Below are 15150 nucleotides of genomic sequence, written 5' to 3'. Positions count from 1 at the left end.
ATTATCTTCGGAGGGACCTATGCCTAAAATTCTTTCTGTCAGTACATGTAAACCACCTCATGAAATTCAACAACATCAAGCTGCAGCGTTAACAAAAGCATTGTTCAGTGAACGGTTTGCCAATATTGAAAGACTCTTAAAAGTTTTTGATAATGGAGATATCGAGACGCGAAATATTTGTATGCCGCTTGATTGGTTTGAAAAGGAACATGACTTTGAAGAACGTAATGCGCTTTATATAAAACATGCGGTCGATTTTGGTGTGCAAGCTGTTGAATCCTGTCTACAAGGAGGTAACACGCTTAATCGCCCTCTACACGCATCAGAAATTGATGCGATTTTCTTCATTTCCAGTAGCGGAATTTCTACACCTAGTATAGAGGCACGGATTATGAATCTACTTCCCTTCCGTGATGATACGAAGCGCGTTCCAATCTGGGGACTTGGTTGTGCGGGGGGTGCTGCAGGAATTAGTAGAGCCTATGAATATTGTCTTGCCTACCCCACTGCGAATGTACTCGTTTTATCCGTAGAATTATGCAGTTTGACGTTTCAAAAAGACGACTATTCGAAAAGCAATCTTGTTGGAGCATCGTTATTTTCAGATGGTGTGGCCTGTGCATTAGTTGCGGGAGATTACTCGAATATCAAGGCAAATCAACCGACACCAAAAATCATTTCAACTTCTTCAAAGTTCATGCCCCATTCAGAAGATGTCATGGGCTGGGATGTGAAGAATAGCGGTCTCCATGTTGTGTTCTCTAAAAGTATTCCTAGCATTATTACAAAATGGTTGGGGCCGTTCGTCCATGAATTTCTTAATGTAAATGAATTAACGAAAGACGAGATTACTCATTTTGTCGCGCATCCTGGCGGTAAAAAAGTATTGGAATCTTATGAGGCAGCACTTGGATTCAATTCTTCAATGACGGATATTTCGAGAGATATTTTACGCGAGAATGGTAATATGTCCTCACCTACAATTCTTTATGTACTCGAACGATTCATGGAGAACAAACCAGATGCTGGTGACTATGGATTAATGGCTGCACTCGGACCTGGTTTTTGCGGGGAACTGCTTTTACTGAAATGGGAGTAGGTGGATGTTAGGATGCTATTTTACATCATCATTACCATTGTCATTATTCAACGACTTGTTGAACTGATCATTGCGAAAAGAAATGAAAAATGGATGCGAAGTCAAGGTGCATTTGAAGCAGGAGCTGGACACTATCCGATCATGGTATCTATGCATATGGCTTTTTTCATTTCCCTAATTCTAGAAGTACTAGTAATAGAAAGGTCTCTTTCATCACTTTGGATTCCTTTACTTACTTTATTCTTGATCGCACAAATAGCCCGCATTTGGTGTTTAACTTCTCTGGGCAAGTTTTGGAATACGAAAATTATTATTTTACCCGGTGCAGAGGTTGTGAGAAAAGGTCCTTATCAATTTATTCGTCATCCAAATTATGTGATTGTCGCGACGGAATTGCTTATTCTTCCGTTGATGTTCAGTGCGTACTTTACAGCGATCGTTTTCTCGGTATTAAATTTATGGATGCTTTCGGTTCGGATTCCTATTGAGGAGAAAGCGTTAAAAGTGGTTACGAATTATAAAGAGGAATTTCAGGTGAAATAATAGATATTAAAAATTTCATCAATAACAAAAAATAACCACATATTCCCTTTTAAAAATAGTATAATAATTAGACAATAAGGGGGAGATCTTTATGAATAAATTTATTGTGGGGGCCGTTTTTTCAATATGTGGGACAATGTTACTTTCTTCCATATTAATTTCTGGTGCTATTTTTAGTTCTACCATGAGTGGTTGGTCAGGATCATCCAAGTTTTGGTATGCCATACTGGGTAAATCAGTTCCAGATGAAGGGATGGTAAGTATGGAATTATCTCTTCTATTTTATTTATCAATTGTACTTTTCCTGATTGGTATTGTAAGTCTATTTTGGGAACAGCTAAATAAACTGCTAGAAATAAAAGCTTAAAAAATCCCCATCATTCGGAGTTAATCCAAATGACAGGGATATTTTTTATAAGTTTTTCACTGCATCCGCAATTTCAGTTTCACCGGATACAAGATCAAACGAACGTTTAAAGGTATTCGTATCTGATATTGATGCAAAGATTGTTTTTGCTACATCCTCACGTGGGATCGAACCCATCGCAACATTTTCAGCAGCTGTAATTTTCCCCGTACCTGGTTCATTCACAAGACCACCGGGACGGATAATCGTATAGTTTAGACTGCTTTGTTTTAGTATTTTATCTGCATGGTGTTTAGCCGTCATATAATAACTCGGCGTCCCTTCACCCCAACTTGCTCGATCGTCTGCTCGAATCGCACTCACCATAATATAGCGATCGATTCCAACTTCTTCTGCCGCTTCTATCGTTTTCGCAGCGCCGTCCAAATCGATAAGCATTGTTTTATCTGCACCTGTATGACCGCCAGACCCTGCTGCGAAAACAATTGCATCGCAACCTTTTGCCGCATCAGCAATGTTCTCGACACTGCCTTCTAAATCGGCTAATTTTGCTTCCACGCCGAGCTTGCTAAAACTTTCAACTTGTTCTTCACTTCTAACCATCGCTCTAACAGTATAATCATCACTTTCGTGCAATAAATTGACGAGTTGTTTTCCAATTTGACCATTTGCTCCGACTACTAATACCTTCATTTTGTTTCATCCCCTTTATATATAAAGTTAAAACAATTCACGTGCCAACAAACGATAAACTTCTAAACGTTTCTCCTGTGAATGAGGGATACTGCAGATCATTGCCTCATCAAATCCATACTGCGTTTGCTCTTCTTGTAATTTAGTTGCCACTTCTTTGGCTGAGCCGACGATGTGGATATTACGATTTTCTTGAATTGTCATGCGGTCCAATTCAGTTAATGGAAAGTTTGCAGCCTCTTCAGGTGACATAAGTTGCCCGATACGGCCTTTCGTAAATAATAGACGCCAAATATCTTGCGGCATTGCCTCGTACTCAGCTTCTTCATTCGTTTCGGCTGTTGTTACCATATACGTTACTTTAATTTCTGGTTTTTCCATAAACACAGTTGGTTCAAAGTTCTTTCTGTAAGCATCCAAAATTTCTGTTGTCATGCCGCCCATGAAAAACTCTGCAAATGAATAACCGACCCCCATACGCCCTGCTTGAATGGCACTATTCCCAGTCGAACCTAATAGCCAAGCTTCCGGCAACACAATCTGGGACGGTGTCGCGATGGTTTTATTGTACAAATTATTTTCTGGAACTTCATCGTTTATTAATTGCATCGCGAGTTCGAATTTCTCGTACATATTGCTGGTCATCGGTTGACGTCCTTCAGATAATGCGTAGATGGAGAAATTATCGCCACCTGGTGCGCGTCCCACACCGAAGTCAATTCGACCTGGTGAAAATGCGCTAAGTGTTTTAAATACTTCAGCTAATTTCAACGGTGAATAATGCATCATCATGACGCCGCCCGTTCCAATCCGAAGATTTTTCGTTTTTGCTGCTAAATGAGCAGCCGTCACTTCTGGCGCTGAACTCGCAAAAGTATTTGTTCCGTGATGCTCAGCCATCCACATTCTTGTGTACCCTAATTCATCTGCTAAAACGGCCAATTCCTCGGCTTTTTTCAAAGCACCTGCCGCTGTGTTTCCTGTCGTGATGGGTGCTTGGTCTAATACACTTAGTTTCATTTATTCAACTTCCCCCTTTTTAAATTCACGTACTTTATCTGGTGTTACGTCATTTCCTAATGGATCGATCACTTTTAATCCAGAAAAAGTATCGAGCACTTGCCCCCGTATTTGACGTAAATAATCTTCGCGGAGTACTGTCTGCTCAACGATTTCAGCATTCGTCAATCCTTCTTCACGCTGCTTTTTTGCCAATTGATTGATACGTTCTAATTCCTTGATCATTGCATTCACTGCTTTCTACTTTGTAATGGATGGGAAATATGGAACTACAAATTCCCCTAGTTCTTGAATGACTTCATCTGCAGGGCGTCTTCCAGATTTCAACGCCAATTGCACATGATTAACCCCAGCGTCTTGATAGGCATACAAATAATCGATGATGAATTTATAACCCGCTCTGAATCCTCCGGTGATAGGCTTCGGTGCCTCATTTGGATTTGATGATAAGTCGAGTGCGATGGGTTGCGTAAATGGTTTAAATCCACCTGCTGCTTCGTGCCAACTTTTAATAAGTTCACGTTGTTCATTCACACCTTGCGCGTAAAATAACCAACCATCCGTATGTTTCGCTAACCAGTCAAGCGTTTGCCCCGAATAACCCGTTCCGAAAATTGGGATTCCATCTTGTTTTGGCTTGGGCACAACATCCCCCACTGTCAATTCAACTTGTTCAGTTTGAATCTTGGGGAATGATTCCTGCCACACTTTTCTCATCACTTCTATCGATTCCCTAAATAATGCTTCTTTATCATTTGGATCTACTTTAAATGCAGGAAATTCAATCGGCCGGTCTCCTGTCGCCGCACCAAATAAGAAACGTTGACCTGATAAGCTATCTAGCGTCGCCGCAGCTTTCGCCAAATGAAGTGGATGACGTAACGTTGTAACGATACTTGCAGTGCCAAGCGCAATTTTTTCAGTATGTGCAGCCGCATAGGTTAAAAACATCAGCGAGTCATAAAGAAATCCGACATCACCGAAATTCGGATCATAAAGCGGGGCGTCTCTCACAAACAAAGAAGCAAATCCTAACGCCTCTGCCTTCTTAGCGAGTGCCATTTGTTCCGATAAATCCATCTTAGGAAAGCTTCCCGAATACGCTTCTAATGGGAAATAGAGCCCTAGCGTCAAACTATTTTCTTTAAAAGTACGTGTAAAACCACGATGTGATTGAAATTTTTCCACCAGAATCCCTCACTAAATTGATTATAAAACCATTTTTTCATTTATTAATTCCTCTAATATAGCCACTTGTTCCTGAAACCGTTCTGCTCGAACTTCATCTGTTAACGAGGCAATCGTCTGACGCTTTAACACGGTTTTCCAAGCATCTTCTGCTTCATCCATTAAGTCTGTTAATAAGCAACAGTGATCCTCTTCTTCCAAATCGAGCATATCATCGAGAATTCCACTTGGGGAATAAAGTGATTGATGCCCTTCGATTGCTAGATAAATATCATATACCCGAATTTCCTCGGGTTTCTTTTTTAATTTGAAGCCACCTTTTACCCCGGGAACAGACGCGATCAAATCCGCACTTACTAATCTCCTCATTAATTTCTGAGAGTATGAAGGAGAAGTCCCTAGCTGTTGACTAATTGCTTCCCCCGGTAATACAGCTTTTTCAGGCAACATATTTAGTAGAAGAATGGCATAGACTGCTTGCTCCACACCTGTTTTCATTCTCAATTCATTCACCTCGATTACTAATATAGATAACGATTATCCACGTTATAAAAATATAACGTATTAACTACTTAAAGTACATAAAAATGCCTATGCAATAAATTTATCGCATAGGCATTTTTAAGTTCATTTATGAAAAGCCATAATTGCTTCATTCACCAAAGCTGCCCCTAATTTTACAGTTCTACCATCAGAATCGAGCGAAGGATTGACTTCGGCTATATCAAAAGAAAGCGTTTTGGAATTTGAGGTTACTTTTCGAATGATTGACCGTACGACTTTTGGGTCCAGTCCAAACGGAGACGGTGCGCTCACACCAGGTGCCGCGCTCGCTTCTATGACATCCATACAGAGCGTTAAAATAATGGCATCATGATTTTCGGTAAAGGCATCGACTGCCGCTTTCATCTTCTCATCCGTGAGTTCATCTTCACAAATATAGTCACAACCAAGTGCATCCGCCTTTTGGAATAAACTCTCCGTATTTCCATAACGTTGTATTCCCAAAACGAGATAACCCGCATTTGCATCATTCTCTAGTATTTGCTGAAACATTGTACCCGAAGAAGGCTGCTCATCATACGGCCTCATATCGAAATGCGCATCAATATTAATGATGCCCAACTTCTTATCCTTTCCTAGGAAATCACGAGCACCCAGATAATGGCCATATAACGTTTCATGTCCACCGCCGAGAATAATTGGCGTTCTACGCGCGTCCAAATGAGACTTCACAACCAAACCAAGTTCCTGTTGCGCCTCTTCTAACTGTTCCCCATCGCAGACAACATTTCCCGCGTCAGCCAGTTGTTTACTTTTAGGAAGTCGCCAAGCCATATTCGAAAGCGCCGCCCGTAATGCATTCGGTGCTTCGGCCGCCCCAACACGCCCATTGTTGCGCCTTACCCCTTCATCACATTCAAAACCAATCAACACACAGTCAGCTTCTTCACCAATAATTTGGTGATACCGAAACTGGGTCCAATCGGTTTCATGATCCGTTCTACCAGTCCAATTAAATGATGGTGTTTTCTTCATGTAAATCCCCCCTAGCATGACAATTTGATAAACCTAAGTAAATAAACCAACTTGATTTTAAGACGAATTCACACTACAGTTAAGTTAGATAATTCAAATAATTACGATTGAATTAATAAAAACTATGGAGCGCTAGTACAGAGAGGAGGAATACTCTTGGAAAAATCTTTGACCGGTTTAGTAATGGGATTATCTTTTACAATTATTTCTTTCCTTGCATCTCTAGCTTTGTTTTTGATTTTTTTTTATGTTCTAGATGTTAGACTACATTCTTGGGGTGGTATCCCTTATATGGATGTAATTATTTACTATCAATATATAATTATCGTCTTGGGTTTCATTTTTTCAATAATGGTTGCTAAATATATTAATAAAAAATACCCAGATGATCTAATCAAAAATGCCTTACTAATATCTCTAGTCTATAGCATTGTTTTTGTTATTTCTTCTTGGTTTATTGTAGAAGCTTATCGTAATTCTAATTTTACTATTTACAAATTCCTTCCACCTATAACAGAGCGATATAATTTAGCAGATTATCATGGACCACTATCTTATTTTGTTATAATTGGAGTTTATCTCATTATTATGCCATTAATAATCGTCCTTATTAGGGGTTCTTTATGGCAAAATAAGCGTACAAAGTTATAAGAACTTTTAAGAACTTTTAATTACTAAACCCACGATTCGTCACATAATCTTCAATCGACCAAATGCCAATTCCAGCTTGCTGTGCTTTCTTCTCCGCTTCTTTAAAGGGATCAAGGTGTTTTGTGTTCGGCGGATAAATATAAGCAACACGTGCTAACCCTTCTTCCACGAGTTTCTGTTGGACGCTTTTCCCGTCAATATAGACATACGCAAGCAGTCGTCCATATTTGTCCTCACGTTCCCCAATATCAAATTCAATCTCCAGCTTGCCACTCTTTAACAGTTCATCATTCCGTTTTGTCGCTTCTTCCGCGAACGGCTGTTTACCTTGCTGTTTGTGATTTAATTCAGGTGTATCTATTAATAAATAACGCAGATTTTGTTCTTTGCCGTTATAAATTACTTTTATCGTGTCCCCATCAATGGTTCTCACCAACTCCACGGGGATAAAACCAGTCCTGTCTATAGCAGGCTCTTCATCAACAGAAAAATACATATATAGCCCAGCTACAATAACTGCAATGATTGTCGTTAAGCCTGACTTTCCTTTCCAGTTTTTCTTACCTGGTCGTCGTTTATTCGTCGTCATAATCGTCATCCTCAAATCTCTCATCGTTTCTTCCATATTATCAGTTTGACTACTAGATTAACATAAGATTGAACACGAAAAGCCATTTAGCCCTCATCAAACACTTGATAAGGCCTAAATGACTTATTAAATATAAAATAGATATGCGCCTAATAAGAAAAAAGTAACAACTGCCACCAATAAACTAGAGCGATTCGAGGAATACTTTACGGCTTCCGGCAAAATTTCTTTCACTGTCACCATATAAATTGTTCCTACTGTTAAACTTAAAAGGAATGCCCATACTAATGAATTTTCCATTCCAATCATCTCGCCAAATATCGCTCCTAATGCCACCGGAACAGCAAGTAGCAACGAAAGGAGCACAACGGGTAGAAAACGAAATCGCGCGAGAAATAATAACGTAAATAAAATCATACCTTCAGGGATTGTATGCAAAATCATCGTTTGCAATAAAACATTATTGATAGTCAACTGTTCACTAGCACCCAGCATCACCCCGATTGGAAAATTATGAATCGAGATGATCAACGCAAGTATCAATCCACTTTTTAAGTGAGCATGCTTGTGTAAATATCTTGTGAGTACAGAATGGACAACGTTAAACAACAAGACGCCCATTAGAAATCCAAACGCTAACATGATCCAATTCCCAAACGCTAAAGCGACCGGCGCAATTTCAAAACTTATTAATCCTAGGATTAACCCCGTACATACCGCATAAATAGTGCCCCTACTTTTCTTAAACCTGTTAAACACATACGCTAGGATACCACCTATTCCCACACCTAAAAAAGTGGCAAGGAAAACAATTACCCATGTTTCATTCAAATTATCATCCTTCGGCTAAATGACGCTAGTATCATTTATACGTACGACAATGTGAATAAATAACCAAGCATCGCTAAAAGAATCCCACCGAAAAATGTTAAAAGAATATACAACACTGCTTTTGTGCTTTTACCACTACGCCATAACTCGATAATCTCCTTGTTTAACGTCGAGAACGTCGTCAATGCCCCCGCCAAACCAGAAGCCAAAAACAGCGTCCATATTCGCGACAACTCAAAACCAAAAACAATCCCAATCAGTAAAGAACCTGCCAAGTTTACAAGCAATGTACCAGAAGGTAAACGCCTCGATTCATTCAGCTTTGTGCCAATGAAATATCGAGTGACTGCACCTAGAAATCCGCCTAAGCCAACCATCAGCATCTCTAGAAAGCTCATACCGCCACCTTCTTCTGACCCATATGAAATCCGAACAAACCAGCAGCGAGGCCTCCAGCAAAACTTACGCTAACATAGAGAACAGCTATCACTAGCTCGCCATTTTCAACCAACAAGACCGTCTCCATACTCAACGCTGAAAATGTCGTGAATGAACCTAGAAAACCCGTAGTGATCGCATCTTGAATTGGTTTAGCTGCGCTAATTTTCTGTACTATCCCTGTAACTAAAAAGCATAATAAAAACGTGCCTATTATATTCACCATAAACGTAGCGACCGGAAATCCACTTTCATGCGGAAGTATTTCGCCAATCCCAGTTCGGAGTAATGCACCGACTGCTCCTGCGAGTCCAATCCATATATACGTTCTCATCCCTCTACCTTTTCAAGAAGTCCGAGCGACAAAATTGTCTCAAGATCAAAGCGTTTTTCCATTTTCGGAAACTGGATTGAAACTTCCTGATCTTGCAGGTCATTTATTTCTCCGCGGCCAAACACGCGGTGTTTCACACTCATTCCAACTGCAAGTTCCTGACTTAATTGAATGCCGTTCGGGTTCACTGGCACTTTAAAATTATTCGGCAGTTGAACGGATTTGGGATTCTCCACCAAATCTTTTGGTTGTACTAACAATCTTCGAACTTCATACAAAAACCGCGAATCTTCTTCGGATTTCCCATTATCCTCTCGGTAAGTTAACAGTTCAAGTCGTTCTTTTGCCCGGGTCATGCCGACGTAAAAAAGCCTTCTCGCCTCTTCCATCGTAGCATCGCTGCCTTCATCATCCTCCGACGGAATCACGCCCTTAACCAGGTCGATCATAAATACACGTCTAAATTCAAGCCCCTTAGAACTGTGGAATGTCGATAGCGTCACAGCATTTTCAGCTGGGTTGAACTTGGCATTTTGAACAGCTGTTTCCAGTTCTTTTAATTGGTTTGCGAATTCCACCATCGTTCGAAGCGGCGCTGCAATTCCTTCGAGCGTATCAAGAATACTCAGGAGATTATCAAATCGGAAACCAAATTTCTTTGCTCTACTTTTTAAAGCTGCCTCGTATCCTAGGTCGTTTCGAATGAGTTGAATAACACGCATCGGACGCATATCTGAAATGACTTCATAACCCTTTTTATAATCATTAAGCTTTTTTATTTGATTATTCTTCAAATCCACACTGCGAATAAAAGCATCAAACACATTCCCAGTGGTTTTGCTATTTTCAAATTTCGTCACCATACTCCGTGAAACATAGATATTCATTTTCATGATAATTTTTGCAAAAATGTCTTTTCGTTCATTGTTAAAACTTAAACGCATGAAGTTCAATATATCTTCCACAATCCAATGTGAAAAAAATCGATCATCCGCATCTTTCATATAAAACGGAATCCCCCTGCGATGTAATTCACTTACAAACATGGTTGACGAGGAATTATTTCGAAATAGTATCGCGACATCACTCAAGTCTTTTTCACCTAATAATTCGTACGTTACATATTCGAGTTGTCGTTTCGGATCATCCAGTTGCTTCACGGCAATTGGCTTTGCTGATGGATTTTCAGTATGCATTTCTTTCGGATAGCGATTCTTATTTCGTTTGATAAACTTCGCAGACATTTCCACGATTTCTTTCGTGGAACGATAATTTCGTTCCATCATTAAGACGTTTGCATCCGGATAGACTTTTTTAAAAGCCAGTAAATAATCAGGGTCAGCCCCGCGCCATGTATAGATCGATTGATCATCGTCCGCCACGACACAGAGATTCCCGTGATGTGCGACAAGATGTTCAACAATCTGATGCTGTACGAGCGAGGTATCCTGGCTTTCATCTGTTAATACGTAATCATATTTTTCACGAAATTGTGCTGCAAGTTCATCGTCAAGACGAAGTGCTTCTTCCGCTTGGACTAGCATATCGTCAAAATCGAGGAATAAATGCCCAGGTTGTTTCGCTTTAAATTTTTCATACTTCTGCGCAATAACCCCTGCTTTTTCAACAGGTCCCTTTAACTCGCTCCATTTGGCGATTGGAATCATACGATTTTTCAAGTAACTAATATATGTAGAAAGTGATGAAAATTGATCATCTGTACAATCCTCTTTCAGCACTTCTTTGTAAATATTCTTCAGTAAAAATAATTTATTAACAGCACGTACTTCCCTGCCGCCGCCTTCAATTAGTTCATACGTCAATTTCTGCTTATCTAAATAACGTCGCGTAATTTGTAACGCAAGGCTATGTATTGTTGAAAAATCGACGCGCTTACTATGCGGGAAAAAACGCGCAAATCGCTCCGTCATATCCGCCGCAGATGCGCGACTAAAGGTGATCGCTTTTATACGTTTTGGATCCACATTTTTCTCTTCAATTAAATACCCGATGCGCATAATAATGGTCGTTGTTTTTCCTGAACCAGGACATGCCAAGAGTAGTGTTGGACCTTCTGTTTGCAACACGGCTTTCTTTTGTATGTCATTTAGTTCGATGCCAAGTTCACTCTTTTTTCGTTCAAAAAAATCAGTCATGAATAAGTAACTCCTTCAACTTACGATACCTCTAATTTACCATACTTAAGTAGAATGTAGAGACGTCCTGCACGACAATATTTTTCTTTCTTGATGTGCATCAAGGATTGTATGCACATTTCTACCTATACTAACTGAAAGGAACCCTTTCAAAGAGGAGTGGTTGTGATGAAAAAAATACTGATTCTGCATACGAGCCTAACGGGAAATACAGAACAAATCGCCTATATATTAAAAACGCAGTTGGATAACGGGGACTTCAATATAACGACGAAGGACATTGGTTATGAAAATATAGAGGTTAGTGAGCTCCAGGATTTCGACGGTATTCTTGTGGGAACCTACACCTATGATGACGGCAATTTGCCTTATGAGATTGAAGATTTTCATGACGATTTGGATGATGTTGATTTAACCGATAAAATCGTTGGTGTTTTTGGGTCTGGCGATCGGTCCTATTCCTTCTTTTGCAATGCTGTGAATTTATTTCAAGAGCAATTCAGAACGACCAACGCCACTGTACTCGAGCATACAGTGAAAGTAGAGCTTTATCCTGAAGAAGAGGATGATTTAGAATCGATTCAGAAATTAGGACAACAATTTGCCGATGCTTTACAAAGGTAAAAGAGGTGTTTCGGTGTTCGGAGGTAGGTTGAAAGTCCTGTTTTGAGGATATATGTTGCTAATGTGCTGATATAGTATGTATTTCTTCGAATATACATCGTAAATGTACGGATATATACCTCAAATCTACGGATATCCTCAGTATAAAAAAGTCGAATTCCCACTTACCTGAGAATCCAACCATTATTTGTTATTAATACCTGTATATCGAGGCGGCACCAGTTGTTGATGGCATTCTTTCTTTCGGTAACACGACAACTTCTTCCAATCCTTACTTTTACATTTCATAACATGAGAAATCCATTGTTTATATAATTGAGGAAAGGGGTATAAAAATAGTAGTAGACATTGAGGAGATGTTTTACATGGAAGAAAAAAAGAATATCGAAGTAAAGAGAGAAGAAAAAACTGACAATAGTTTTGTCGGCGCAACTTTCATCAAATATGCGGCCTATATCATTATCTTTTTCGGTTTCCTATGGTTCTTAGTAAAATACATTTTCCCTATGTTTTGATTGCCCAAAAGAACAAGCTCCCCCTAGCTTGTTCTTTTTTAAATTCAAAAATCGCCTATTGCATATCATCTATGCAATAGGCGATTTCCACTTAAAACCCACCAGATTCTAGTTTGTCGTTTTTTAACGAACCTCGTTTTTTTCCCCCACCGATATACTCCGTAGAAGCCACTTCATTGGTCATTCGTTCTTCGCGAGAAAATTCTTCGCCCTTCATTTTTGTATTTTTCAATACATCTAATTGATCTTTAGGCTGAGGTTTATTTCTCTTATTCGGCAATATATTCACTCCTTCAATAATGACAGCTACCCAAAGTATGCCCAATCAATCAAAATGAATAACCAATTATTTTGGAATCCCTATTTCTTTCAAAGGATAAAATCGAAAAGCTACTTTTCCAATGATAAATTCTTCATCAATGAAACCGAGTTCTCGACTATCTCTACTAAATCGGCGATTGTCACCGAGGACAAATAATTTCCCATCAGGAACAATGACATCAAAATCCCCTGTCAATCTTTCGCCCATGTAAATCTCCTCTTTGAGCACTGCAAGATAATCTTCCGAGTGTTTTTGATCATTTATATATAAATGATCATTATCCATGACAACATGGTCACCAGGCAGTCCAATCACTCTTTTGATCAAATTATCATCCACATACGGTGAATGAAACACAACCATATCAAAACGATCAATCGAATGAATTTTTGATATAACAATCATGTTGTCGTTTTCAAAGGTCGGTTCCATGGATTCTCCCGATACAATCACAGGCGTAAAAAGAAATTGCCGGATCAGAATAACTAGGATCAGTGCAATTGCCGCCGACTTCACCCATGAGAATAATTCTTTTTTGCCCGCCTCACTCATTTTATCTCCACCTTTATCTTCAGACGATATACCCCAGCGACCGTAAAGCGCTGTGCATGAAAGATTCTGTGTATAAAAACACTTCTTCTTGTTCTGGCTCTTGGTAAACGTCATGATATAATTTTTTCCATTCTTTATACTGAAACTCTGTCAGTTGTTGTTTTAAAAGCCAAGTTTTCGCGGCTGCAATGTCAGTGATTTTGTCTTGTCCGCCTGTGTGAAGCAAGACTGGCACATTTCGAATCGTTCCTTCATGCTGATTAACGGTCTTCATATAACTTTGTAACTCTTTATACCAGCCTGCCGTAACCATCGAGCTATAATTTTTATCATCACGTGCTTCAATATAAAATTCATAATTTCTTGTCAGTAGTTCAACATTAATATTATGATTAATTTTCATAGAAGATGACAGCTTCGTGAGTACACCTGCATACTTTGAAGGTTGATGTTCAAGTTGTAGCCAAGGCGAACTTAAAATAACACCCGCAGAGATGATCTCCTCCGTTTGCAAAATGCGCATGACAAGCGTCGCACCCAGACCGTGCCCCATGATGAAGAGCGGAAGCCCATCGACAATCCCGATTTTCAAAAGCTCTTTAACGTACTCAGTGTATGTAGCAAACTTTTCAGCGTGAACATTACGACCAGTTTGCCCTCCGTGTCCTGGTAAATCGCCCATGACAACATGAAAATTACTACTTCGCAGCTTTTGAATAAGCCAAGCATATCGATTATGATGTTCATATGCACCGTGCACAATTGCAACAACAGCTTTTGGCTGACCTTCTGCTTCCCATTTCCACATGGACAAATCCCCCTTTTATGTTGTATTCTCTTAATTTTTCCCAATTTCTTTCAATAAAAACATGTTCTTTGTTATGATAATTATACACTACAGAAGGAAAAGAGGAGAAAATATATGATTTACCCTTATAAAGATAAAACGCCAGTTATCGATCCGTCCGTTTTCATTGCAGATTACGCGACAATTACGGGTGATGTGACAATCGGCGCTGAAACGAGCGTATGGTTTAACACTGTCATTCGCGGCGACGTATCACCCGTTATCATTGGAAAAAAGGTGAGTATCCAAGATTTAAGTTGCCTTCATCAAAGCCCTAAGTTTCCGCTTATTATCGAAGACGAAGTAACAATAGGACACCAAGTGACACTACATAGTTGCACAGTTAGAAAAGGTGCATTGATCGGCATGGGTTCAATTATTTTAGACGGAGCTGAAATCGGCGAGGGCGCATTCATTGGGGCCGGCAGTTTAGTACCCCCTGGAAAAAAGATTCCCCCAAATATGTTAGCACTCGGCTCCCCTGCAAAAGTCGTCCGCGAATTAAATGACGAAGACCGTGCGGATATGGAGCGCGTCGTCAGAGAGTACGCGGAAAAGGGGCAGTATTATAAGAGTTTGCAGAAATAGAGATAACCAATAAGAAAGTGTTATAAAATTCTTACTTGGACTAAAACATAATTAGTACTGAATTTGCTATAGTTATTAAAAAGCGCAACCCTATTGCGGTTGCGCTTATTTTTTTATCACTAAAAAAATGACCATAGCGATGATAATAAACCCTACTATGCCGACAATGGCTATTAACCCAATCATGTTCATGGTAATCACCCCGCTGTCTCTTTACTAGCATGATATATCTTCCAAATAAAAAGCGCTAGAAG

At 39.6% G+C, this 15150-nt stretch carries 21 protein-coding genes; 7 read left to right on the top strand and 14 right to left on the bottom strand.

Annotated features, from left to right (window positions below):
- Positions 1-19: 19 nt before the first annotated feature.
- The 3 genes from AC25Y1_RS15540 (at position 20) to AC25Y1_RS15530 (ending at position 2009) form a co-directional block, all read left to right on the top strand.
- On the top strand, positions 20-1099 hold the full coding sequence (locus AC25Y1_RS15540) for a type III polyketide synthase (protein ID WP_488148911.1): 1080 nt from the start codon (positions 20-22) through the stop codon (positions 1097-1099).
- 12 nt (positions 1100-1111) lie between these two features.
- A complete protein-coding gene (locus AC25Y1_RS15535) occupies positions 1112-1642 on the top strand; it encodes an isoprenylcysteine carboxyl methyltransferase family protein (protein WP_488148910.1) in 531 nt (176 codons plus the stop codon).
- A 91-nt stretch (positions 1643-1733) separates the two neighbouring features.
- Positions 1734-2009, top strand: coding sequence for a hypothetical protein (locus tag AC25Y1_RS15530; RefSeq protein WP_488148909.1), 276 nt, complete (start codon positions 1734-1736; stop codon positions 2007-2009).
- A gap of 45 nt (positions 2010-2054) precedes the next feature.
- On the opposite strand, the gene AC25Y1_RS15525 is transcribed toward AC25Y1_RS15530, so the two are convergent.
- The 6 genes from AC25Y1_RS15525 to hutG form a co-directional block, all read right to left on the bottom strand.
- Positions 2055-2702, bottom strand: a complete 648-nt coding sequence (locus tag AC25Y1_RS15525; RefSeq protein WP_488148908.1) for an SDR family oxidoreductase — start codon at positions 2700-2702, stop codon at positions 2055-2057.
- Positions 2703-2729: 27 nt separating this feature from the next.
- Positions 2730-3722 carry an LLM class flavin-dependent oxidoreductase gene (locus tag AC25Y1_RS15520; protein WP_488148907.1) on the bottom strand — a complete coding sequence of 331 codons (993 nt, stop codon included), beginning with the start codon at positions 3720-3722 and terminating at the stop codon, positions 2730-2732.
- Complete coding sequence (locus tag AC25Y1_RS15515; protein ID WP_488148906.1) at positions 3723-3947, bottom strand: DUF896 domain-containing protein; 225 nt, start codon at positions 3945-3947, stop codon at positions 3723-3725.
- A 15-nt stretch (positions 3948-3962) separates the two neighbouring features.
- Positions 3963-4910: an LLM class oxidoreductase gene (locus AC25Y1_RS15510; protein ID WP_488148905.1), complete on the bottom strand. Its 948-nt coding sequence runs from the start codon at positions 4908-4910 to the stop codon at positions 3963-3965.
- 21 nt (positions 4911-4931) lie between these two features.
- The gene (locus AC25Y1_RS15505; RefSeq protein WP_488148904.1) at positions 4932-5414 is read right to left on the bottom strand and encodes an RrF2 family transcriptional regulator; all 483 of its coding nucleotides are present in this window, start codon (positions 5412-5414) and stop codon (positions 4932-4934) included.
- A 123-nt stretch (positions 5415-5537) separates the two neighbouring features.
- A complete protein-coding gene (hutG, locus tag AC25Y1_RS15500) occupies positions 5538-6449 on the bottom strand; it encodes a formimidoylglutamase (RefSeq protein WP_488148903.1) in 912 nt (303 codons plus the stop codon).
- A gap of 156 nt (positions 6450-6605) precedes the next feature.
- On the opposite strand from hutG, the gene AC25Y1_RS15495 reads away from it, so the two are divergent.
- Complete coding sequence (locus tag AC25Y1_RS15495; RefSeq protein WP_488148902.1) at positions 6606-7100, top strand: hypothetical protein; 495 nt, start codon at positions 6606-6608, stop codon at positions 7098-7100.
- 16 nt (positions 7101-7116) lie between these two features.
- Here the strand turns inward: AC25Y1_RS15495 and AC25Y1_RS15490 are convergent, their stop codons facing one another.
- The 5 genes from AC25Y1_RS15490 to AC25Y1_RS15470 all read right to left on the bottom strand — a co-directional run bounded on the left by AC25Y1_RS15490 (position 7117) and on the right by AC25Y1_RS15470 (position 11448).
- The gene (locus tag AC25Y1_RS15490; protein ID WP_488148901.1) at positions 7117-7689 is read right to left on the bottom strand and encodes a thermonuclease family protein; all 573 of its coding nucleotides are present in this window, start codon (positions 7687-7689) and stop codon (positions 7117-7119) included.
- 126 nt (positions 7690-7815) lie between these two features.
- Positions 7816-8520 carry a ZIP family metal transporter gene (locus AC25Y1_RS15485; RefSeq protein WP_488148900.1) on the bottom strand — a complete coding sequence of 235 codons (705 nt, stop codon included), beginning with the start codon at positions 8518-8520 and terminating at the stop codon, positions 7816-7818.
- Between the two features lie 35 nt (positions 8521-8555).
- Positions 8556-8918 carry a fluoride efflux transporter CrcB gene (gene crcB, locus AC25Y1_RS15480; RefSeq protein ID WP_488148899.1) on the bottom strand — a complete coding sequence of 121 codons (363 nt, stop codon included), beginning with the start codon at positions 8916-8918 and terminating at the stop codon, positions 8556-8558.
- Entirely contained in the window at positions 8915-9292 is a 378-nt protein-coding gene (locus AC25Y1_RS15475; RefSeq protein ID WP_488148898.1) for a fluoride efflux transporter FluC, read from the bottom strand. The genes crcB and AC25Y1_RS15475 overlap by 4 nt, the downstream gene beginning before the upstream one ends.
- Complete coding sequence (locus AC25Y1_RS15470) at positions 9289-11448, bottom strand: ATP-dependent helicase (RefSeq protein WP_488148897.1); 2160 nt, start codon at positions 11446-11448, stop codon at positions 9289-9291. Before AC25Y1_RS15470 ends, AC25Y1_RS15475 begins: the two co-directional genes overlap by 4 nt.
- A gap of 168 nt (positions 11449-11616) precedes the next feature.
- On the opposite strand from AC25Y1_RS15470, the gene AC25Y1_RS15465 reads away from it, so the two are divergent.
- Together AC25Y1_RS15465 and AC25Y1_RS15460 are read left to right on the top strand one after the other, a co-directional pair.
- Positions 11617-12072, top strand: a complete 456-nt coding sequence (locus tag AC25Y1_RS15465; RefSeq protein ID WP_488148896.1) for a flavodoxin domain-containing protein — start codon at positions 11617-11619, stop codon at positions 12070-12072.
- Between the two features lie 365 nt (positions 12073-12437).
- The gene (locus AC25Y1_RS15460; protein ID WP_488148895.1) at positions 12438-12587 is read left to right on the top strand and encodes a hypothetical protein; all 150 of its coding nucleotides are present in this window, start codon (positions 12438-12440) and stop codon (positions 12585-12587) included.
- 91 nt (positions 12588-12678) lie between these two features.
- Here the strand turns inward: AC25Y1_RS15460 and AC25Y1_RS15455 are convergent, their stop codons facing one another.
- From AC25Y1_RS15455 to AC25Y1_RS15445, 3 genes are read right to left on the bottom strand one after another with little or no spacing between them, the layout of a single operon-like run.
- On the bottom strand, positions 12679-12912 hold the full coding sequence (locus AC25Y1_RS15455) for a hypothetical protein (protein ID WP_488148894.1): 234 nt from the start codon (positions 12910-12912) through the stop codon (positions 12679-12681).
- 21 nt (positions 12913-12933) lie between these two features.
- Positions 12934-13461: a signal peptidase I gene (lepB, locus tag AC25Y1_RS15450; protein ID WP_488148893.1), complete on the bottom strand. Its 528-nt coding sequence runs from the start codon at positions 13459-13461 to the stop codon at positions 12934-12936.
- A 19-nt stretch (positions 13462-13480) separates the two neighbouring features.
- Positions 13481-14269, bottom strand: a complete 789-nt coding sequence (locus AC25Y1_RS15445) for an alpha/beta fold hydrolase (protein ID WP_488148892.1) — start codon at positions 14267-14269, stop codon at positions 13481-13483.
- Between the two features lie 114 nt (positions 14270-14383).
- On the opposite strand from AC25Y1_RS15445, the gene AC25Y1_RS15440 reads away from it, so the two are divergent.
- Positions 14384-14896: a gamma carbonic anhydrase gene (locus AC25Y1_RS15440; RefSeq protein WP_488148891.1), complete on the top strand. Its 513-nt coding sequence runs from the start codon at positions 14384-14386 to the stop codon at positions 14894-14896.
- Positions 14897-15150: the final 254 nt, after the last annotated feature.

The sequence above is a fragment of the Sporosarcina sp. Y1009 genome (genome assembly GCF_057669865.1).
The sequence above is the reverse complement of the archived record's forward strand: the minus strand, read 5'-3'. Positions and strand labels throughout refer to the sequence as shown.